The 23,480-nt window shown below is 58.1% G+C and carries 13 protein-coding genes; 12 read left to right on the forward strand and 1 reads right to left on the reverse strand.

The features are described 5' to 3' along the window. The first annotated feature begins 269 nt into the window (after positions 1-269). From AU182_RS16050 to AU182_RS16095, 10 genes are all read left to right on the forward strand, one after another. Entirely contained in the window at positions 270-1,850 is a 1,581-nt protein-coding gene (locus tag AU182_RS16050; protein ID WP_066967481.1) for a TolC family protein, read from the forward strand. A 54-nt stretch (positions 1,851-1,904) separates the two neighbouring features. Further along, positions 1,905-2,729, forward strand: a complete 825-nt coding sequence (locus tag AU182_RS16055; protein WP_066967484.1) for an efflux RND transporter periplasmic adaptor subunit — start codon at positions 1,905-1,907, stop codon at positions 2,727-2,729. 1 nt (position 2,730) lies between these two features. Continuing rightward, positions 2,731-4,038 carry an efflux RND transporter periplasmic adaptor subunit gene (locus tag AU182_RS16060; RefSeq protein ID WP_066967487.1) on the forward strand — a complete coding sequence of 436 codons (1,308 nt, stop codon included), beginning with the start codon at positions 2,731-2,733 and terminating at the stop codon, positions 4,036-4,038. 20 nt (positions 4,039-4,058) lie between these two features. Next, positions 4,059-6,338 carry a hypothetical protein gene (locus AU182_RS16065; protein ID WP_066967490.1) on the forward strand — a complete coding sequence of 760 codons (2,280 nt, stop codon included), beginning with the start codon at positions 4,059-4,061 and terminating at the stop codon, positions 6,336-6,338. Positions 6,339-6,406: 68 nt separating this feature from the next. Further along, the gene (locus AU182_RS16070) at positions 6,407-15,214 is read left to right on the forward strand and encodes an isopeptide-forming domain-containing fimbrial protein (protein WP_066967492.1); all 8,808 of its coding nucleotides are present in this window, start codon (positions 6,407-6,409) and stop codon (positions 15,212-15,214) included. Between the two features lie 25 nt (positions 15,215-15,239). Then, positions 15,240-16,814, forward strand: a complete 1,575-nt coding sequence (locus tag AU182_RS16075; protein WP_066967495.1) for a DUF11 domain-containing protein — start codon at positions 15,240-15,242, stop codon at positions 16,812-16,814. Between the two features lie 246 nt (positions 16,815-17,060). Then, positions 17,061-18,506, forward strand: coding sequence for a coniferyl aldehyde dehydrogenase (locus AU182_RS16080; protein WP_066967498.1), 1,446 nt, complete (start codon positions 17,061-17,063; stop codon positions 18,504-18,506). 175 nt (positions 18,507-18,681) lie between these two features. After that, positions 18,682-19,062, forward strand: a complete 381-nt coding sequence (locus tag AU182_RS16085; RefSeq protein ID WP_066967501.1) for a DUF6249 domain-containing protein — start codon at positions 18,682-18,684, stop codon at positions 19,060-19,062. Between the two features lie 248 nt (positions 19,063-19,310). Next, a complete protein-coding gene (locus AU182_RS16090) occupies positions 19,311-20,282 on the forward strand; it encodes a hypothetical protein (protein ID WP_066967514.1) in 972 nt (323 codons plus the stop codon). A gap of 2 nt (positions 20,283-20,284) precedes the next feature. Beyond that, positions 20,285-20,662 carry a hypothetical protein gene (locus tag AU182_RS16095; protein ID WP_066967515.1) on the forward strand — a complete coding sequence of 126 codons (378 nt, stop codon included), beginning with the start codon at positions 20,285-20,287 and terminating at the stop codon, positions 20,660-20,662. Positions 20,663-20,702: 40 nt separating this feature from the next. Here AU182_RS16095 and radA read toward each other — a convergent pair whose 3' ends face one another. Then, positions 20,703-22,097 carry a DNA repair protein RadA gene (gene radA / locus AU182_RS16100; protein ID WP_066967517.1) on the reverse strand — a complete coding sequence of 465 codons (1,395 nt, stop codon included), beginning with the start codon at positions 22,095-22,097 and terminating at the stop codon, positions 20,703-20,705. Positions 22,098-22,365: 268 nt separating this feature from the next. On the opposite strand from radA, the gene AU182_RS16105 reads away from it, so the two are divergent. Beyond that, complete coding sequence (locus AU182_RS16105) at positions 22,366-23,082, forward strand: 4'-phosphopantetheinyl transferase superfamily protein (protein ID WP_193754363.1); 717 nt, start codon at positions 22,366-22,368, stop codon at positions 23,080-23,082. A 69-nt stretch (positions 23,083-23,151) separates the two neighbouring features. Next, entirely contained in the window at positions 23,152-23,403 is a 252-nt protein-coding gene (locus tag AU182_RS16110; RefSeq protein WP_369802079.1) for a DUF411 domain-containing protein, read from the forward strand. Positions 23,404-23,480 lie beyond the last annotated feature (77 nt).

Raw genomic sequence — 23,480 nt, forward strand, 5'->3', positions numbered from 1 at the left:
GTCGGATTCGCAGATTTGCCTCTTCTGCGTTGCTTTACGCCATTTCCGGCATGGTGGGACAGTATACGACGGGGAGAAGGATTGGTATCTCGTCGGGCATCCGCACGCCGGTCAGCCATTCCGCCCCCGGTCGACCCTCACGCCTTTCTGCTGCCAAAAAAATGTTCACCCGCCATTCATTTAGCGGCCCTGCATATCTTTACTAAATTAATTGGGCGCAGCAGTACCGTGCACTCCGAAGTCTATAAGTATGCTAAGGACAAAGAGATATGCGCCCGGCCCCCTTCGCTACCATGGCGGCGTTCAGCTTCACCGTGGCGGCGCTTTCCGCCTGTTCGGTGAAACCCGTCGCCATCGACGACGTGACCATTGACCAGCGCGCCAGCAGCGACTGGCAAACCGCGTTCGGCAACCAGCAGCCCGTCACCGGTCCTATCGATCTGAACGAAGCCATTGCCCGCGCCATCGCCTACAACATGGACAACCGCCTCAAGCTAATGGAGGCAGTGGTCGCTAATCGCAATCTCAGCCTGTCGCGCTGGGACATGTTGCCGGAGATCGCGGCCAGCGCGGGCTACCACCACCGCAACAAACAGCACTTCGCCAGCAGTGAAGATGTGAACAGCAACCAGTCTCTCGCACAGTCCACCTCCCTGGATAAAACCTACAGCACCGCGGGCCTCGAACTTTCCTGGAATGTCCTCGACTTCGGCATCAATTACCTGTCGGCGAAACAGGCTGCGGATGGCGTGATGATCGCGATCGAGCGTCAACGAAAATTGATGCACAACGTGATCATGGATGTGGAGTATGCCTTCTGGATGGCCGCCGCCGCTCAGCGCGCGCAAAGCCAGTTACCGGAGTTGATTACGCAGACCCGCCGCGCGCTGGAAAAGTCACGCCAAAGTGCCGAGCGCGGACTGCGCCAGACCGAGGCAAGCCTCAGCTACCGCCGCGAGCTGCTCGACCTGATGCAGCAGTTGCTGGCGCTCGAAGGCGACATGCATAACGCCAAGATGGAGCTCGCCGCGCTGATGGGGCTCCCCCCCGGTACCGCGTTCACCGTCAGTGCAACACCGAGCGATGTACTGCGCAGTCCCTTTGCCGAAATGAGCGTGCTGGAACTGGAACAGTACAGCCTGCGCAACCGCCCCGAATTACTGGAGGAGGATTACCGCCAGCGCATCGCCGCCACGGAGATCCGCAAAGCCTGCCTGCAGCTTTTACCCGGCCTTGAATTGCGCACCGGCTATTTCTACGACGACAACAGCTTCCTGCTCTACAACGACTGGGCGGAAAGCAGCCTGCGCCTGACCTGGGATCTGCTCGGCACGGTGGTGGCGGGCCGCGATCTGGTGGGATATGCACGGGATAACGAGCGCCTGGGCGATGTGCGCCGGGCCGCGCTCACGGTGGCCGTGCTCACCCAGGTTGATCTCGCCTTCAGCCATGTGAAACGGGCCGAACTCAACCACAGTTACGCGCTGGAAATGTCTCAGCTGGATCAGGCACTGGCCAACCAGTCGCGTGCGCGCTGGCAATCCAGCCAGGGCACCGAGCTGGAAAGCATTCATGCCAGCACCCAGGCGCTACTGTCGAGTGTGCAGCGGGATGTGAGCTACGCCGACTGGCGCAGCGCAAACGGCCGCTTGAGCAATGCCGTTGGCTTTCAGCCAGAGTTTTACATTGATTACCGCCAGCCACTGGAGGCGATAGAACAGCAGGTCGCCGACCTGCGCAGCCAGAGCGCGGGTATGGAACTGCTGCCCACTGGTGGCTACAACCCCCAGGGCGTGGAGCTGCGCGAAGCAGAGATCCGCGAAGACGGGGAAGCCGCCGCCCATTGGTAAGCGCACCTCGCGCAGTGTGATGTAAGCCGTCAGGATGTAATCGTGGTACCCGCAATGACAATTTCGAGAGTTACCCCCGCAGCCCTGCTCATCATCGGCTGCCTGCTCGCCGCGGCGAACACCCTCGCCGCGACCGAGCAGCAATCTGCCCCCGCCAAGCTCAACGCGCTCAGTCGAGTGCAGCTGTCCAGCGAGCTCGCCACACGCATCACCGATGTAAGAGTTCGCGCTGGCGACCGGTTTCAACAAGGAGATCTTCTCGCGCGCTTCGACTGCACCGAACTACAGGCCAAACTGCGCGGGGCAGAAACCCAACGCGCCCTCGCCCGACGCCAGCTGGAAGCCAATATTTCATTGCGCCAGTTGGGGGGGAATCTCAGTGAGCTGGAAATGGTACAGAGCGAAGCCCAGCTGGCGGAGGCCACCGCTAATGCCGAGGTGCTGCAGCACCGCAAAGGTTTTTGCGATGTGCGCGCCCCCTTCGACGGGTTCGTCGTGAATCGTCAGGTGGAACCACACCAGCGCGCGGAGATCGGTACCCCGCTATTCGAACTCATCGACAATCGCGGGCTGGAGGTAGAGGCCATCATTCCCTCCGGCTGGCTGGAAAAACTGAAGATCGGCGACTTCTTCCAGGTCACCATCAACGAAACCGGCCGCCAGTACCGCGCCACGTTACAGCGTATTGTTCCCGTGGTGGATCCAGTGACCCGCACCGTGCGTGTGATAGGGCACATCGACGAAACCGCCAAGGTCATCGGGTCTCCCGCGCTGCTCATTTCCGGCATGAGCGGAGAAGCCCGCTTCACCCTCGATGAGGGCGCAGAGGACATACTCGCCGACCGCAGCCAGCCAACGCCCACAAGCGGGGCAAACTGACGTGGACACCCGGCTACTGGAGAAACTGAACAGCTACCTGGCGTTCGAGAAGAAACTGCGCACGGCACAAAGTGAGCAGCATGTACTACGTATTGTGTGTAACGACAGCCAACCGCTCCTGTCCTTTGATACCTGCTTGTTTTTCAAGGGCGCGCGCCTGAAGCTGGTTGCCGCATCCAATGTTGCCACCGTCGATGCCACCGCAAGTACTGCCCAACAGTGGCAACAACTGGTGCGCCAAAATATAGAGCCGGCAGGCAATCAGTGGCCGCTGCAGATTTCTATTGGCCCCAGCACCCAGCAGGAAGCCGGCACCGTAAGGGGCAATGATCAGTTCCTGATAGTGATGCCCCTTTCCACAAGCCTCGGCTGTATCGCGCTGCTGCGGAGCAAGCCGCTGACACCACAGGAACAGGAAATTCTGAAAGAGCTGGCGGCAAGTGCGCGCCAGGCGCTGCTGGCACTGCGCGGCGCACGGTCGTTCTCACCAAGACACTGGCTTTCCCGCCGCCCGCTTATGATCGCGGCGATCGTCGCAATGATCTGTGCAGTGCCGGTGCGTCAGAGTGTTCTCGCGCCGGCAAGTCTTGCCGCCATCGAACCGCGCATCGTCTCATCCCGTATCGACGGGGTTATCCGCAACATTGGCGTGCCACCCAATGCACCGGTTTCGCCGGGGCAGCTGTTATTCACCCTGGACGATACCGAAGTTACCGCGGAAATCGGTCGTGTGCGTGAGGAAATCGCGCTCTACAGCGAACGCCTGCGCATGACCCGGCAATACAATTTTCAGCAAGCCTCCGCCGGGCACAAGCTGGCCGAAGCAGAAACGGATCTGTCCATTCGACACCTGGACCTGGACTACCAGCAGGCGCAGTTGGAGAAAACCCGCATCACGGCACCCACTGCTGGAGTCGCGATCTACACCGACCAGGCGGAATGGATCGGCCGGCGTGTCTATGCAGGCGAAAAGGTGATGGAAATTGTACAGACCGACGCGCGCCAGATTCAGATTGATCTTCCCAGTGCCGACGCCATCGCCCTGCCAGAGAATGCCGAAGTGGTGTTTTATGCAGAGTCCGCTCCTTTTCAACCCATCGAAGCCCATCTGCACTACCACAGCCTGCAGACAAACGAAGGCGAAAACCTTCCCGCGAGCTACCGGCTGCTTGCCACCATCGCCCAGGATCAACCGGCGATTCGTATCAACACACGCGGTCACGCCCGTATCTACGGTGCGCGGGTACCACTCGCTTACTACCTCCTGCGCCGCCCCCTGGCCTCCGCCCGACGCTGGCTAGGGGTTTAAGCATTTCAAAGAGGTACCCCGTGGAACAGGCCCCGGCGCACGCCAGCAACCAATTCGATACGCAGCTCCCACCTCCGGGTGAGTGGCCGTTACTGCGCAACGATCTCGTATTTCACCGGGTAGCAGACAATGCAGAATCGCCCAGCTGGCTTCTCTACGACCCCCTGCGCGGCCAATACCTGGAGCTCGGGGAAGTAGAGATTCTCATCCTGCAACACTGGCACCGGGGCAGTATCGAGCGCATCATCGCGGCCATCACGCAACACAACGGCTGCACCATCGAGCCCCGGCGCATCGAAGCACTGCGCCAGTTCTGCCTCAACAACGAATTGTTTCAGTGCAACAGCGATCAGGTCGCGGAATTCCAGTCCCGGGGTACGGTCACACAAAAGCGCCTGCGGCAGTTACAGCAGACGTTATTCTGGCGGCGTCCACTGTTTACTCCCACGATCAGTAGCCAGCTACTTGCCCCTCTCGCGCGCTGTACCGCGCGCCCGGTGTTTTATCTATTGCTGGCGGTACTGGCCGCGTTTTGCGCCATTTCCATCGGGCAGCACTGGCACGAATTCCTCGGCTACTTCAATGCCAGCTGGAACCCGGTGGGTACGCTTACCTTCTTTTGCTGCTACCTGATGTTGAGTGTCTTTCACGAACTCGGCCACAGCAGTGTGGCGAGACTTTACGGCGTCCAGTCCAACAGTATTGGTATCGGCCTCATCGCCTTGATGCCCATCATGTACAGCGAGATCACCGACGCCTGGCGCCTGCCACGCACGGCCCGCCTGCATATATCCGCCGCGGGCGTGGCCTTTGAGCTAACCCTTGGCGTGGCTGCAGCTTTAGCCTGGTGCCTGTTGGATGACGGCCCTGTGCGGGCACTGATGTTTTACCTGTTTACCACCTCGCTGATCACCACGCTGCTGATTAACGCCAACCCGCTGATGAAGTTCGATGGATATTTTTTACTGAGCGATGTAACCGGAGAGAAAAACCTGCACCAGAGTGCAACGAATGCATTGCGCACCCGGGTTTGGTCATTACTCCTGCGCGATATTCAGGCACCGCCCGGAGCCAGGCAACGCCTGCTAGCGGGTTTCGGGCTCGCCTGCCTGATCTATCGTCTTTTCATTTTTGCGGTCATCGCCTACGGCGCCTACCTGTTACTTTTCAAGGTGGCCGGCGTGGTGATTTTCGTGCTCTGCCTCGGGCTGTTGTTCATTGTCCCCGGTATACGGGAATGCAAGATGCTGTGGGCGCAGTTGCAAAAGCATGAACCTAAAGCCCCCGATCATGCAGAAGCGCCCCCACCAACCGCAGAATCGGACAATGCCATGCCAATGAAAGCAGATGCGGACGCACGCGCCGCGTTGCGCAACTTTGCACACACCGCTTTCGTGAAAAAGCTGGGAAAGTTTCACGCGGGTGCCCTGATGGCTACTGGGTGCTTTCTGTTGCTTTTGTTCGTTCCACTGCCCTGGCCCGTGCAAATACCCGCAAGTACCTTCTTTACCGAACATCAGCGCGCCGAAGCGCCCACCAGCGCGCTGTTAAAGACCTTCAGCCTGACACGGGGCAGCATGGTAGAGGCTGGCCAGCCTCTTGCGGTACTGCAAGACGAGCAACTGGAGTACCGCATCACACGCACCGAAAAAGAATTGCGCCTGCTCCAGCGGCGCTTGCAAAGTGATGGGTTTGCGCAAAGCCTCGATGCCCTGGATGCCATTTACCTGCAGGATTTACTCAGCAAGCAGCAGTTACTGCGCGCACTGAATGCCGAGCGCACTTTACTGCAAATCTCGGCAGAGATATCAGGCACGGTGGATTGGGTTCAACCAGGGCTATACCCAGGTCAATTTCTAGAGCTCAACCAGCCGTTCATCAGTATCGTCAACCGTGACAGCCTCGCCGGACGCGCCTACGCGGAAGCCGAGCAAGTGGCGCGGCTGACAGAATCCTTGTCACAGCCTCAATTTAGCGGTCACTTGTTCCTTCAGGGGCAATGGCAGCCCATCGCGGTGCGCGTTCAGGCTATTGAACAAATTGCTTCGCGCGCTGTTCAGGATCCGGCGCTAGCCTCCGAGCACGGTGGGCCGCTACAGGTCCAGCCAGATAATGCGAGGCGCAGCGCCAAGGCACTGCACCTCATCACGTTCGCACTGGAAACCCAGCAGCAGGGGGCCCCGGCAGTGACAACCGCACAGCGCACGGGCCACCTGGTACTGCTCGGCAGGCCAGAGAGCCTCGCCGCGTTAATCAGCCGGCGGATCGCCGGCATTCTCGTCAGAGAGAGTGGCGTTTAGCCACATCATTTAATTGCTCGCGGCGCTCGGGAAGTGGCGCCTACAAACCGCAAGGAAAGAGGTACTCCATGGAAATCAATGCGTTTTCCAGATCATCCCTGGCAGCGGCCATTCAATCACGTGGACGCAAGCTCAGCAGTGTGTGTCACACCCTGGAAAAGCGCGTGCTGCTGGATGCCTCGGTGGCGGTAGATGCCGGGCAAACATTCAATGATGTATCCGGTCCGGACACTGGCAGCGGTGACGATGCCCAAGTCGCGGCCTCCCATCAACAGGACAAATCCGAACAGCAACATACCGAGAGCGAAGCGGGTAATTCCCCCGGCACCGTCCAGCACGAGCTGGTGGTCATCGATTTGCAACTGGACGACGCCCAGGCCCTGGTCGACGACCTGATGGGCCAGGCTGATTCGGTAACCGCGCAGGAGGATAGTTTTCTGATCACCATCGGCGAACGCAGTATCACATTGCTCACACTGGGCGCCGATGACGGCTTGCATACGGTGACCGAATTTATTCAGCAAAGCGAGCGCGCCTTCAACGCGGTACATCTGGTCTCTCACGGGGATGCCGGCGGCGTGTCTGTGGGTGGCGAGCAGATTTCGCTGACCAGCCTGCAGGATTTCACCGACGGCAACCACAGTGCGCAACTGCAAAGCTGGCAAAACCACCTCGCACAAGACGCCGACATTTTGCTCTACGGTTGCAACACCGGTTACAGCCTTACCGGGGAAAGCTTTGTCGAGCAGGTCAGCCTGCTCACCGGCGCCGATGTGGCCGCTTCCGATGACCCTACCGGTGCGTTGCTGCGTGGCGGCGACTGGGAACTCGAACAACAGCAGGGTGAAGTGGAAACCGACATCGTCTTTTCCAAGCTGCTGCAGGGCGAGTGGCAGGGCCTGCTGGCAGCGACGCCTTCGCTGACCCTGGATGTACCGGCGGAAGACTTTATCAATGAGGGCACGTCGTTCCAGATCACCTTTGACAATTTGGGGACCGATACCGGTTTTGGACCTTTCGGTGATCTGGTGGTTGGGCCGGGTCTGGTCATTCAGGACGCAACCGGCCTGGGTGGTAGCCTGACCTTCGAAACGTTCACCTCGGACGGCCTCAACTGGATCGACAGCAAAGGGGAGGTTGTCCAGTTCCACCCGTTTGACCGAGCCGAAACAGGCGGCATTCCACTGCCACCGGTGGCGCCGGCGGGTTCCACCTGGTATGCCGCAGAGTTGCCATTCGGCTCGTTCACCCCCGACCAACCGGCGTATACCGCCACTGTCACCGCCTTCCTTGACGAATCCGCGGGTGCCCAGGTGGGCGTGCCAATCGCGATCAGCGCGCGAGGCGGATTCTACCTCGGTGAGCAGGATGCTCTCAATAATCCGGATGTGGATCCGCCGGTGGTCGGCAACCCGGTGGCCGATACCATTACGCCCACGGTGCTGATCGCCGACAAGACAGTGGCCGATAACGACGGCGACAATAATTCTGTCGGCGATGACAACGAAACGGTGACTGGGCCCAGCGAGGAAATCAAGTGGACGATCAACGTCGACCTCGCCGACAACACGCCGGTGGAAAACATCGTCATCACCGACCGCATACCGGATAACTTCTATTATCTCGGCAATGTGACGGTGGGAGGAGCCGCGGGCCCATTCACGCTCGGCACCGACTATGAGATCACCAGTGAACCGGCGATGGGCACAGCCTTGGGAGCGCAGCTGGTCATCACCTTCCTCAACCCGGTGGCCGGCACCACCAACGCTGATGATATACAGATTACCTACACCGGCTATGTACCGGATGTGGATGCCAATGGTGACCCGATTGTCATCAATGATGGTGGTACCGAAGCGGTCATCAATGATGTCGATGTCACGGGTCAATACCAAGGCACCACCGTGACCAGCGATGCCCAGTCCAAGATCATCACCGCCACGTCTCTGGCGGTTCAGAAAAAAGTTGAAAATATTGCCGATACCGGGGCGCCGGGCTTTACCCCTGGAGACCGTTTGCAATATACGCTGAGTACCCAGATTTCTGATTATGCACAGGTTTCAAACCTGCAACTCAGCGACGTACTGGGCGATGGCCTGAAATTTGACCCCGACTCGGTCACAATCGAATTTTTCATTGATGGCGCCACCCAAGGGCCGCAATCCATGACCGCGGCGAATATCAATTTCACCGAGAACCCCGCCCCCGGCAATGGCACGACCAACATTCAGTTCGATGTGTCCCAGGAGTTCCAGGATATTGGCCTGTCGCAAAACGGTGTGTTTCTCGGTGATTTATTGAGTGATCTTGTGATCCAGGGAACCACCTCGATTAATATTACATTTGAGGCGGTGATTCTCGAAAACTATACCGGCGCGCCACTCGCCGGCACGGCAAACGAAACTGTCGACTCCCTGGACAAGCTCAACAACCAGGTCACGGTCTCCGCACGGCTCGACAATTCCACCAACCAGGTGACAGTGGATAATAACAGTAACGAGAATGTCACCGTCGCAGGGGTAGATCAGGACAAAACCGTATTCGCCATCAATGGTGACACCAATACATCAGCACTGGACCAGATCAAGATTGGCGACCAGGTCACCTTCTCAATCACGGTGGATCTCTCAACACTGGATGTGGAAAGTCTGTCCATTACCGATTACCTCCCGCAACCGATTTTTGTTGCCAGCACCCCCACGTTTATTGACACCCAGTCCGGCACCAACCTGCCAGGGCTCAATGAATGGGGTTACGGTGCCAGCACCGATTTCGGCACATTCCCCTCGGGCTACCTGAACAGCGCAAATGTCACCTCAGACAGTGCCGGGAACTCTATCCAATGGGATTATCCTTTGCTCGCGCAGAACGCCTCCCCGGGGGGCACCATCCAGCTGCTGTTTACCGTAGAAGTTCAGGACCAGGCCTTCGCCGACGGCTTATTTATTACCAACGTTTCCTCGGTCGGTGTTGGCACGACCACGGGAGTGGTGGACTTGCCGCCGGAAGGCGCCGAGCTGGAGGTGCTCTCGCCGGAAATCGAGGTGACCAAGGGTATTGTATCCGGGCTGAACCCCAATGCGGAATACACCCTCACCGACCTGGGCCCGGTGACGTTCGCCCCAGCCGGCACACCCGCGGGCGCGGTCGCACCCTGGTCGGGAGTCATCAATAGCAGCGGTATTTCCAGTCTTCCCATTGATGCGGACCTGGCCAATGTCGACGCCGGCGATCTGGTGCGATTTGTGATTACCCTGGAAAATTCCGGGGCGACCGATGCCTATGATGTGCGCATTTCGGATAACCTGCCCGATGGATTCGCCATTCCGACAGGGACCGGGGGCACCAATCTGCAGGTATTCACCGGGGCCGGCGACCAGGTGAACTTCACCGGAGATCTGTTCTCCAGCGGCATCACCCTGACGGATCCGGCAGACAGTGCCGGCACCGGCGGCGCGATCGGCCAGGGGCGTGACCCGGATAACGGCAGCACGGTACAGTCCGGTGACAATATCGTTGTCATCATTTTTGACCTGGTGCTGGAAGACTCCGTGCGTCCTAATCAGGTCATCGAGAACACCGCCCAGCTGGAGACCTTTGCCGGGGTAAACAACGGCACAGATTTCACAGCCGGCGCCAAGAACAAGAAATGGCAGGATGATGCCCTCGTACAGACGCTGCCAAATACCGTCGAGAAAACCCGCGTCAGTACCTCCATCGTTAACGCCAATAACAGTAACAGCCAGGCCGTCATTGGCGAGGAGATCACCTACCGGCTGACGCTAACGCTCGCCGAGGGGAGCTCGCCACTGGCAGAAATTGTCGATCGGCTCGACCCCGGGCTTGAGTTTGTGCGTATCGATAGTGTCAATGTTTCCTCCACCGACGTTACCTCCACGGTCAATCTCGATCCGGCGGGGCTGGCGCCATCTATCAGTGGTCGGGAACTGACGTTTGACCTGGGCGATCTGACCAATAGCAACCTGGATAATGCGGTTGCGGAAACCATCACCGTGGAATACACGGTAAAAGTCAGCAATGTGCAGGGGAATCAGAGTGGAACGCAGCGGAACAACAGCGCACGTTTTTTCTGGGATGCCACCGATGACAACACGGACAATCCGACAGAGCAGTCCCGCAACAGCGCGCAAAACACTCGCATCATTGAACCGGATTTGAGAATCGACAAAACACTGACGGGCACACCGAGCGTCATCGACGCCAATGACATGATCACTTACCAGATCGTCATTTCCCACTCCAATGCATCAGACACGGATGCCTTTGACCTTTCATTTACCGATCAGCTACCGGCAGAACTCAACAGCTATATGCTGGTGTCTGCAGTACATTCCAGTCTCGGCGATATCTCAGGCGACTTCAGCCTCGATGCAACCAGCGGCCTGCTAGAGCTCACTAACAACGATCTTGACCTGCTCAAGGGGGATACGATTACCCTTGAGGTCAGTGCCATTGTTGATGCGAATATCATCGCGGCAACACAAATATCCAACACCGCCACAGCGCAGTGGACCAGCCTGAATGGCAGCATCACTGGCGAGCGCACCGGTGTTGATGGCCCTGGCGGGCTGAACAATTACGTTACCGATGATACGTTTCGCTTTACCACCCGCGGTGTCATTGCACAGGACAAATCGGTGATTGCCAGCAGTATTGAGGACGCTTATAACGGGATCGATGAGGCAGTGATTGGGGAGTCGCTCATCTATGCCGTAACCTTCCTGATTCCGGAAGGATCCGTGCCACTCGCCCAGGTCAGCGATAACCTCCCTGCAGGCATGGAATTTATCTCGCTGGACGACGTCATTGCCGGGGGCAACCTGACGTCATCGCTTGGCGACCTGAACCAGCCGGGCACGGTCAACGCAGTGGTTACGGGCGATCCGCAAGTGGTTACGTTTGCGCTCGGGGATATCAACAATATCGCGGATAACGTGGTCGATGAGAATGACCAGCTCACACTCGTGTATACGGTGCGTGTCACTAATGTCGCCAGCAATCAGGCGGGTACCGTCCTCACCAATGAGGCGATTTTTGCCTACGACGTCAACAACAACGGCAACAATACAGATCCGGTTGATCAGGCCGCCATGGAGAGCGTCGACGTCACCGTTTTGGAGCCGGATATTCAGGTCACCAAGACCAGCGCACGTAACAACGTGGATAATGGCGATCTGGTTGAATACACCATCACGATCGAAAATATGGGCGGGCAGTCTGGCACCCAGGCGTATGATGTCACCTTCCGTGATCCGCTGCCGCCGGAACTGACCAATGTCAGCTTTGTAGCCATCATCTCTTTTCAGGGCCTTACGGCCGACGTCTCCAATTTCTTTGATATCGTTGGCGGTGAGCTGGTCACCACATTGCAACCGGGTCGCGACCTGCCGCCCGGCGCTACGATTACCATCGAGGTGGCAGGGACTCTCGAGAACACCCTAGCCGGACAACAGATTTCCAATACCGCCACCGCAGAGTGGACCAGCCTGCCAGATCCGGATCCGAATGAACGTACCGGCACCGATGGCCCCACTGGCCTCAACAATTACGTTGCCAGCGCTACGGACTTATTTTCAGTGGCTGCCCCCACACTGGAAAAAAACCTGCTCAATACGGACCTGAACGACTCCCTGAATGACAACGATGAAGCCACCATTGGTGAGATTGTTACGTTTTCGGTAACTGCCACCCTGCCCGAAGCGGAGCTTACCGGCGTGCTGGTAGACCAATACGGCCCGGGCTTCGAATTTATCAGCCTTGAGTCGGTGACCTTTAGCGATCCGTCGTCGATTATTCTGGTTGGCTCCATCACGCTGACCGACGACCCGACGGCCAATGAAGTCACTCTGGACTTCGGCACCCTGATCAATCTCGATACGGACAACACCACCACAGAGAGCGTCACACTCACCTATCGCGTACGCGTACTGGATATCGCCGCCAACACCGCGGGCAGCATCCTGACCAATAACGCGGTTTTACGCTATGACACCACCGGTGATGGCAACAACAATGCAGAGATCAACGACGATGCAGAAGTTACCCTGGTGGAGCCCGAGGTATTAATCGAGAAAGAACTGGTCAGCAGCAACCCCTCGTACCTGGGCGGGAGTGCGAGCTACAAACTCACCATCAGCCTCGCGCCCGGTGCCACCGCCGATGCCTATGATCTGGAAGTCGTGGATCGCATCCCCCGTGAATTGCTGCTGGATACCTCCAGCGTACAAACCACGGTGGTCAGTGGTAGCGCAACGGTAAACACTCAGGTAGCCGGTGACCTGTTTACCGCCAATGTGAGCAAACTCGATCAGAATACGGTTATTGAAATTACCTACGACGTTGCCATTACCACCGACCCTGCCGATGTGGGTGTCACCGTCGTTAACGATGCCGAGGTCGAGTACACGTCACTACCGGGTAGTACCGATGCCATCGAGCGCCGGTACATCAATGCGGATGACGCTACTACCGACATCGTGGCCTATGACCTGGTTGCCACCAAAACCGACAACGACGTCAGCGCTTCGCCCGGTGACCTGCTGATCTATACCATCGACTATCGCAACGATGGCAGCGGCGATGCTCTGGACGTTGTGATCGAAGAAACCCTGCCGGAGTACGCCACCTTCGATGCGGCCAATTCCAGCGCCGGGTGGACACTCTCTGCCACATCACCGACCACCATCTACCAGATCAATGTGGGCGACCTGGCGCCGGGTGCCAGCGGCACGCTGCAGTTCGCGGTGATCATCGACAACCCACTACCCGCGGGTGTGGAAGAGACGAATAACGGGGTTCAGATCTTTTCCAATGGTGGCCCGGGGATCGACCAGAATATTGAAAACAACGACGACACGGACGAAACCCCTCTGGTGGCGGCCCCGGATTACGTCATCGACAAAATCGAAAACTTCGCTGACCCGGCCTTCCCCGGAGAAACCATCAGCTGGACCATCGAAGTGTCCAACCAGGGAAATCAGGATGGCACCGGTGTAGTGGTGACAGACACCCTGCCCACCGGCAATTATTTCTCCGCGGGCTTCACCGCCAGCAACGGAGGGGTCGTGGATCTCGCGGCGGGTACCGTGACCTGGGCTATCGGCGACCTCGCTGCCGGCGACAGTATCAGTCTCACACTGACCACGACTGTGGATGATTCCGTGCCCGCGCGTATTCCACAACAGGTCAATTCGGTCAGCGTCACAGATGACGGTAACAACGGCCCCGACCCGACGCCAGACAACAATACGGATCGCGAGACGTTCGATATCACCGAGGTCGATCTCTCGATCACCAAAGACGATGGTGGTATCACCACAACTCCTGCTGGTTCCATCACCTACACGCTCAACTATGCCAACCTCGGGACGGCGCCGGCAGACAATGTGGAAATCACCGAGCAGTTACCCACTTACACCACCTTCGACGCGGCCAATTCGGACCCGCGCTGGGTACAAAACGGCAATACGCTCACCCTCGATCTCGGCACGCTGGCCGCCGGTGAAAGCGGAAATGTCACTTTCGTGGTCATCGTGGATGACGCAATTCCCACAGGCATTGAGGAGGTCCTGAACAGTACGGAAATTGCCTATGACAACGGCCGCGGCCCGGATCAAAACCTGAATAACAACAATGACGAGGACACCACCCCCATCGACGCCGCACCGGATTACCAGATCGACAAGGTGGAAAACTTCAACGATCCGGCCAACCCCGGCGACACCATCGAGTGGAGTATCACCGTCACCAATGCCGGCAACCAGGACGGCACCGGAGTGGTGGTCACCGACACCCTGCCGGATACCAGCCTGCTCAACAGTATTACGGCCGACAGTGGCGGGGTAATCGATCTGGTGGCGGGCACGGTGATCTGGGATGTGGGCGATCTCGCGGCGGGCGATTCGGTCACCTTCACACTGTCGGCCATCGTCAATGACACGGTGCCTACCACCATTCCCACCCAGACCAATACCGTCGAGGTGACCGATGATGGCAGCAACGGGCCAGATCCCACGCCCAACAACAATACGGACCGTGAAACCTTCGATATCACTTATGTGGATCTCACCATCGTCAAGGACGATGGCGGGATCACCGCCACGCCCGGTGATGTGGTGGTGTATACGCTGACCTATACCAACAACGGTACCGCCGAAGCGGAGGACGTGGTCATCACGGAAACCCTGCCGGACTTTGCACGCTTTGACGCGGCCAACTCTGCCGCCGGCTGGGTGCAAAATGGCAACACCTTTACCCTGAATGTGGGCAATGTGGCGGCGGGTGCCTCCGCCGATGTCGCGTTTGCGGTAATCATTGACTCTCCGCTACCGGCGGGCGTCACGCAAACCGAAAACACCACCAGCATCACCGATGGCAACACCCGCGGCCCGGATCAAAATCCGAATGACAACACCGGCACCGACACCACCCCCATCGACGCCGCACCGGACTACCAGATCGACAAGGTGGAAAACTTCAACGATCCGGCCAACCCCGGCGACACCATCGAGTGGAGTATCACCGTCACCAATGCCGGCAACCAGGACGGCACCGGAGTGGTGGTCACCGACACCCTGCCGGATACCAGCCTGCTCAACAGTATTACGGCCGACAGTGGCGGGGTAATCGATCTGGTGGCGGGCACGGTGATCTGGGATGTGGGCGATCTCGCGGCGGGCGATTCGGTCACCTTCACACTGTCGGCCATCGTCAATGACACGGTGCCTACCACCATTCCCACCCAGACCAATACCGACGAGGTGACCGATGATGGCAGCAACGGGCCAGATCCCACGCGTAATAACTCGTATAGCATACATTATACGAAGTTATACGACGTACTTTGCACGCTTTGACGCGGCCAACTCTGCCGCCGGCTGGGTGCAAAATGGCAACACCTTTACCCTGAATGTGGGCAATGTGGCGGCGGGTGCCTCCGCCGATGTCGCGTTTGCGGTAATCATTGACTCTCCGCTACCGGCAGGCGTCACGCAAACCGAAAACACCACCAGCATTACCGATGGCAACACCCGCGGCCCGGATCAGAATCCGAGTGACAACAACGGCACCGACACCACCCCCATCGACGCCGCACCGGACTACCAGATCGACAAGGTGGAAAACTTCACCGATCCGGCCAACCCCGGCGACACCATCGAGTGGAGCATCAGCGTCACCAATGCCGGCAACCAGGACGGCACCGGAGTGGTGGTGACCGACACCCTGCCGAATCAGGCACTGTTCGGTACCTTTGTTGCCGGACAGGGCGGCGTCGTCGACACCGCAGCCGGGACGGTAACCTGGAATGTCGGCCCACTCGCGGTGGGAGACTCGGTCACCTTTACCCTCTCCACGACGGTGAGCACAGATCTCACAGCAGGGTTCGGCCCCCAGGAAAACCGGGTGATCGTCACCGACGACCGCACCAATGGACCCGATCTGACCCCGCTCAATAATCGCGACACCGAAACCCTTACCATTGAATTTGTCGATCTGAGAATCGATAAGGATGATGGCGGCGCAGTTCCCGGGCCGACCGATACATTGATTTACACACTGACCTACGCCAATGACGGTAACGCAACCGCCGAAGGCGTGGTGATAACCGAAACCCTGCCGCCCAACACCACGTTCGACCCAGCCAATTCTACTACCGGGTGGGTACAAAATGGCGACACGCTCAGCTACGCCGTGGGCTCCCTGACGGCCGGCGAACAGGGGAGTATCACGTTTGCTGTAACCATCGATTACCCGATTTCGCCCACCGTGCTGTCCACAGAAAATACGGTACTGATCACCGACAACGGCAACAAAGGGCCCGACCCCACGCCGGAAAACAATCGCGATACAGAGAAAACCGTGATCGATAATCCCGGTCCAAACGTGGATAACATCACCCTCTCACAACTGCGGCCGGACTATATTTATCCCCCTCGCGAGTGGACATGGCAGGAACCGGAGCTGCACGGACGGCTGATCTCCAGTGAAACGGAAACAATAACCGCAAACCTGCAGGGGGGGCGCAACGGCGGCAACTTCGATCCAGCATTTGGGCCAGTAGACGGCCGCTTCTACCCCAATGACTGGTCGCGGATATTCCGACACGACCTCTCGATAGAGATCAGCCCGGCAACAGGGACAGATAAATCCAGCCCGCTGGCCCTGGACAGATCCGTAGGACACTATCGTGCTGACTCGCTGTTCGGTGAATTCGAGAACCCCGCCGCCAGCCCTGCATTGCCAGGGGCAGAAGTGGAACAAAGCCCCGTGGCACCCCCACAGCTCCACCCGACACCGACGGAGCCGCTGAACCTGGGCCCAGAGCGCAGCCAGCTACAACTGCAGCTGGACGAAATCGCCCGTGAACTCAGCGAAGCACAGGTATCGCCCCTACTTGCAGCACTGGCGGCAATAAGCGCGGAGGAAGCGCATCAGGCATCGGATATCCGTCCTTAAACCGCGCAAAGCGCAACACCCAGCAGAAAATGTCAAACTGCTGGACTGATCGGTCAACCTCCTCTATCCCAGATGCAGTATGCTGGGCAGAGGGGGTTCGCGCTGACGGATATCGAATTACGTCCGCAAACATCCAGAGTGAGCAGATCCCTTGCCGTACAATCACCTTGTCGTCGCGAGAGATTTTTGAGCCGGTACCACCGACGCGACCGTCACAATCGTTGAAACCAATACCGAGCCACGCCCATGAACCAGATTGCCGAAGCCGTCGCCCATCACACCACCGAAAACCTGACAGACCTGTTAGATCAGCAACGCCAGGCATATCTGGCCGGCCCCGTGCCCGACCACGGTCAGCGGGTTAACGACCTGCGGGCACTGGCGCGCATGATTCGCGAGCACCAGGATGAGCTGGTCGAGGCCGTCAGCGCGGACTACGGCAACCGCTCCCACCATGAAACCCTGTTCGCGGAAATATTTCCGGCGCTTGATGGCATCAAAGATACGATCAAGCGCCTGAAAAAATGGATGAAACCACAGCGACGACACGTGGAATTCTCGGCTTTCCCGTCCTCCGCGGCCAAGGTCATTCCTCAACCACTGGGCGTGGTTGGCGTTATTGTGCCGTGGAACTTTCCGATCAACCTTTCCATCGGGCCGCTGATCAATATTTTCGCCGCCGGCAACCGGGCCATGGTGAAAATGTCGGAAAATTCACGCAACCTCACGGCGCTCTTGAAGCGCATCAGCGTGGATTATTTCCCCGAAGACAAGCTGGTTTTCCTCGAAGAAACCGGCAACGTGGGTGTCGAGTTTTCCAAGCTCAAGTTTGATCACCTGATTTTTACCGGATCGGGAACCACCGGCCGCAAAGTCATGGCTGCGGCCGCGGCCAACCTCACCCCGGTCACCCTGGAACTGGGTGGCAAATCCCCGGCCATTGTCGGCCCCGATTACGACACCGATACCGCCGTCGAGCGCATCCTGTTCTGGAAGTTGTTCAATGCCGGCCAGATCTGCACCACGGTAGACTATCTGCTGTTACCCGAAGAAAAACTCGCTGAGTTTATCGAGAAAGCCAAGCAGGTATTCAAGAAACGCTACCCGGATATCCACCATCCGGACTATACGTCGGTGATCGACGAGCGCTCTTTCCAGCGTATCTGGCAGACCCTGGACGACGCCACGCAAAAAGGGGCCACCGCCATCGACCTTACCGACGGCCAGGGCGACCGCGGCGACACGCTGAAAAAATTCCCCGCACACCTGCTGATCAACGTGACCGAAGACATGACCGTCATGCAGCGAGAAATTTTTGGCCCACTGCTGCCGATCAAGACCTACAAGAACCGCGAGGAAGTTGCGGCCTATATCAACCGCGGTGACCGCCCACTGGCCATCTACCCATTCACCAGAGATGCCGACCTGCGGGACTATTACATCGACCACGTCATGTCCGGGGGCGTCAGCGTCAACAACGCCGTACTCCATGTGGGCCAGCACGACATTCCGTTCGGTGGCGTGGGCGAGAGCGGCATGGGTCACTACCACGGCTACGAGGGGTTCCTCACCTTCTCCAAACTGCGCCCGGTGTTCTACCAGGGCCCGCTGGATCCACTGAAACTGCTGATGCCGCCTTACGGCAAGCTTGCGAGCAGTATGATGAAGTTGATGCTGCGCCTGACCAAATAGGTAAACGTCGACGGCACTAACCTGTGACCCAGAGCTCCGGCATCGCCGGTGCGCTGCATAGGGTATGCGCAAACGGCAGTCTGTTCGAATTTACACTCCAGTTGCATCCAAAGTCGCCGGCCAACGCATCCTATCGGCAACACATCAACATGCGTATCAACAACTGGAGAACACAATGAACGAATCCACCCTTGCACTGCTGGTGCCTTTTGGTTTTTTCCTGCTCGTCGGCCTATCCCTGTGGATGCTGCTCAGCTACTTCGCGAAGAAAAATGGCGAGATACAGCAAACCCTGCGCCTGGCACTGGAAAAAGGCGCCGATGTACCTGCGGAACTGATGGAAAGCCTGAGCGCCAACAATTCGCACCCGCAAAAAGACCTGCGCCGCGGCATCGTCTGGACCGCGGTAGCCGTTGGCCTCGGACTGGTCGGCCTGTTTACCCCCGATCCGAGCAACCATGCGCTCATGGGAACACTCGCGGCCGCCGCAATCCCGTTCGCGATCGGCATCGCGTATTTTGCCATGCATTACCTCGCCAAACCGCAAGCACACTAACCAGATGGGCGGCCACCAACCAAGGTATCGGGTGGCCGCCGATCGCCGCAACCGCATCCGCAGCCACACAGACCTGTAAAAACTGCTTATCCACTCCGTGCTGAGAAATCCTGCCCGCAGGGAATGGTCTATTCCGACAAGCCACAACCTAACTGGTACGTTCATACTCCGAATATCACTTCAAGACCGTCTGCATCATCAGTAGAATTTACGTTTTCCCTTTACGCGCTTTTCAAAAGGACCTGAAAGTGACTACGCTTCTCCTGTGCAATCGGCCGCTCAGTGCGCCAGCTATCCAGCTGGCCTGCAACGCCAATTTTCAACAGTATTCCGAATTTCATAGACCCACCCCACACTTTGCCAAAGCCAATACCCCCTACCTGCTGAACGGCCATGACGATGCCCAGGGCAAGCGTATTCAGTCGCTGCTGGCACCGAAACACATATCAAAACCGGTAACCGAGCTGGCGCTTACCTTTGGTGAAGACAACACCTTGGCCATCGCCGCGATGATGGAGCAACTCAAGGATTACAATATTGCCCTGACCGGTGCCTCAACCAGCGTTTACGGTGAACGTATCAGTGGTTTTGCCAAGTCGGTAAAAGAGTACCAGGTAGCGCTACTCACTTACCGCGAGGCGAAACGGAGCAAAGCCGGTAACCAGGCACAACTGAAGCAAAGGGCACACCATGCCTTCAACCGTATGCAGGCGCAGTTCCGCGCCGAGCTGCATATGGTAACCAGTCATATTCGCTCCCGCCGCGGCACCCCGCTGACCAGCGCTGAACGCGGCACCAATATCGCCCGTAGCAGCCGTAATGTGGCGAAACTACAGTTCAGTAGTGAGATTGAGGCGCACAGGCTGGTAAGGTTGAGCCAGCACACCAAGCTACTCGGCAATGGGTTGGCAGTAATTGATTTTGGGTCTCGTGTGGGCAAGGTACATAATAGTTATCAAGCCGGCGGGAACTGGGAGCGTGACCTCTTTATCGAATCCAGCAGTTTTACCGCGAGCGCGATAACGGGAATCGTAACAGCAAAAGCTGGCGCCGCAGCACTCGGGATTCTAATGGTAGCGACCCCGATTGGCTGGGTAGGCTTGGTTGTCGGCGGCCTAGCGGTTGTTACAGTATCAGCAGCCTCCTCAATCGCAATGAATAATATCGCTCATGAAAGTAGCGGCAGCTGGTACGATTTTATAATGGATGCGTTGGATTAATCATGACTACATTTTCAGCCCTACTTGGAATGGCCTTTATACCAGGTTTTTTGAGCTGCATTCTTTTTGTGATTTTTGGCCAAGTGACGGCTCGAAAGTTGAGGAAAAAACCTGAACTCAACCAACGTCTGGGCATGGAATTTATGAGCGGCTGGAACATTCTTAATATTGCACAAGCCCTTGCGACCCCCCAAAGAATCCACAAAATATTAGAAAACAGTCCCGTATCCTTTCTCCATGCCGACTCGGATTTACTACGCAAACATACAAATCAATTCGATAAGATTCTAGCAGCACTATTTTTCTGGCCATTCATGTTATCCGGGTTGAGTATGGCACTTCTCGTTTTGCTAAAAAGCATTGGAGTTTTTTCCGACTAGCCGAACACTATGCTTAGCACACGGGGATCAGCCTGGACGTCTACGCCATGTCTAAGGCATTGAGCGCTTCGGACAGGCTCTTTACCGGAATCACTTGCATACCCTCGATATCGGCTTTCAAACGGTTCGCTGCGGGTACAATCGCTTTTCTAAAACCATGCTTGGCCGCTTCCCGCAACCGTTCCTGCCCCGAGGGTACCGGGCGGATTTCACCGGCGAGTCCCACTTCACCAAAAATCATCAGGTCCCGATCCAGCGTGCGGTTGCGGAAGCTGGAGACTACTGCCATCAACAGGGTGAGGTCAGCGCTGGTTTCCATCACTTTCACACCGCCGACCACGTTGATAAACACATCCTGGTCGCCAACCAGCACACCACCGTGGCGGTGCAATACGGCCAGCAGCATGTTCAAACGGTTTTGGTCCAGCCCCACCGCAACCCGGCGGGGGTTACCGAGGCTGCTGTCATCCACCAGCGCCTGCAGTTCCACCAGCAACGGACGGGTGCCCTCCCACACCGAAGTCACCACCGAGCCCGCGGCAATTTCTTCCGCCCGCTGCAGGAAAATCGCGGAGGGGTTGGAGACTTCTTTCAGCCCCTGCTCGGTCATCGCAAATACCCCGAGCTCGTTCACCGCACCGAATCGGTTTTTGTGCGCGCGCAGGGTGCGGAAGCGGGAATCGTGGCTACCCTCGAGCATGATGGAGCAGTCGATGATGTGTTCCAGCACCTTGGGCCCGGCGAGGCTGCCGTCTTTGGTGACGTGCCCGACCAGAATCAGCGCGGTGCCGGTCTGCTTGGCGAAACGGGTGAGGTAGGCGGCACTCTCGCGCACCTGCGCCACCGAGCCCGGTGCAGACTGCACTTCGGCCATGTGCATGACCTGGATGGAGTCCACCACCATCACTTTGGGTTTCACTTCACCGGCGGTAAGGCAGATCTGCTCCACATTGGTTTCCGACAGCATCTGCAGATGGTCTGCGGGCAAGCCGAGGCGCTTGGCACGCATGGCCACCTGCTGCAGGGACTCCTCACCAGTCACATAGAGCGCCGGCAGGGTCTGCGACAGATGACACAGGGTCTGCAGCAGCACCGTGGACTTGCCCGCACCGGGATGCCCGCCAATCAGCACCACCGACCCCGGCACCAGCCCGCCCCCCAGCACCCGGTCGAGCTCGCTGGCATTGGTGGGGATACGGGGCAGCTCGCTGAGATCGATTTCGGACAGCTTCTGCACCTTGCCCTGCCCCGCGGCACCGGCGTAGCCGGCCTGGGCATCGGTAAAGTTGGCGGAACGGCTGTCTGTATGCGCCGGCCCCAGCCGCACTTCACTCAGACTGTTCCACGCCCCACAGGCACTGCACTGGCCTGCCCATTTGCTGTAGTCGGCTCCGCATTCATTGCACACAAATGCGGTTTTGGTTTTTTTGGCCAAAGGCTCTCCCCTTGCGGGACTCTTGAATTGAATTAGGTCTACGAGTGGCCGCAGAACGGACCGTACGCCGCCCGGCGGAAGCCGCAGAGTTTACCCTTCCCTGATGGCTAGCCCAATGCCCCTGCCTTCAAGCCGCGCTCATCTCACGCTACTTTTACCTCAAGCACCTCAAGCCAATCCCCAGCGGTGAGCTGCATAGCACTCCCGCGGTGGCATGCCGAGTGCGCAACGATTAGCATTAATACAAAGCACACGTATTGTTGGCTCTATGACACTTCCCGCAGTTTGGCTGCTACGCAGCGATGAAATAGCTCCTGACAGCCCAGAGGCTCTGGAGCTCGCCACCCTGTTATCGGCTGAAGAATACCGACGCCAGTGCAGTTACAGGCACGCGGAGGCTCGACATCAGTTTCTGTTGAGTCGTGGCATGCTGCGCAAGGTACTCGGAAAAATCAGCGGGCAGCCGCCTGCACAGCTGCAGTTCGATCGCCTGCCTAGCGGCAAGCCACTGTTAGTGGATTTTCCGGAACTGCACTTCAGCCTCAGCCACAGCGGCCAGTGGATCGCGCTGGCGGTTTCCTGCGAGGCGCCCATCGGCATTGATATCGAGCAGCCGCGCAAACCGCGGGACTTTTTGCGGATCGCCCGCCACTACTTCCACCCCCAGGAGTGCGCCTTGCTGGAATCGCCGCCGCTGGAACTGATGCCGATGCATTTCTACCGGCTGTGGACCATGAAAGAGGCCTTTTTCAAGGCCCGCGGCACCGGCATCTCCGAGGGGCTGGGGCGGATCAACCTGGCGGGCTACCACCTGGGGGAGGGTGTCTCTTTCGACGAAACCCTGGCCGACCGGGACGCCCCCTGGCAGTTCTACTACGCCATGCACCCGCTACCGGATACCACACAACTGCATATGGCACTGGCGGGCACCGATCCGGCGCTGGAGGAACTGCAGCAGGCCGGTATACACCGGGGTTTTGACTAACCCCCCAAATAGCCCCAAGACTATTTCCAGGAAGAGCCCCGCAAGACTTTTCCCAACGCACCGATAGAATTGCAATCTTGCCACACCAGTGTGTCAGCGGACGGTTATGTATTCGAAGGGCATATTCCGGCAAAGCTGATTCGTCAGTTCCTGCGGAATCCGCCGGCCGGTGCACGCGGCCTGGCGGTGCCGGCCATGCCTCTGGGCAGCCCCGGCATGGAAGTGGGTGACCGTTTTACGCCATACAAGGTACTGCAGCTCAACCGGGACGGCAGCACCTCTGTGTACGCGAATATCGATCACTTTGAGCAACAACACTGAAGTATTCGTGAATCCGAGAAGCCCGGATGACTCGCCGGCCCGGTCATCTGGCCCAGTCATGCCAACTCCTCGGCACA

The sequence above is a fragment of the Microbulbifer sp. Q7 genome (genome assembly GCF_001639145.1).
In the GTDB taxonomy this organism is placed as follows: domain Bacteria; phylum Pseudomonadota; class Gammaproteobacteria; order Pseudomonadales; family Cellvibrionaceae; genus Microbulbifer.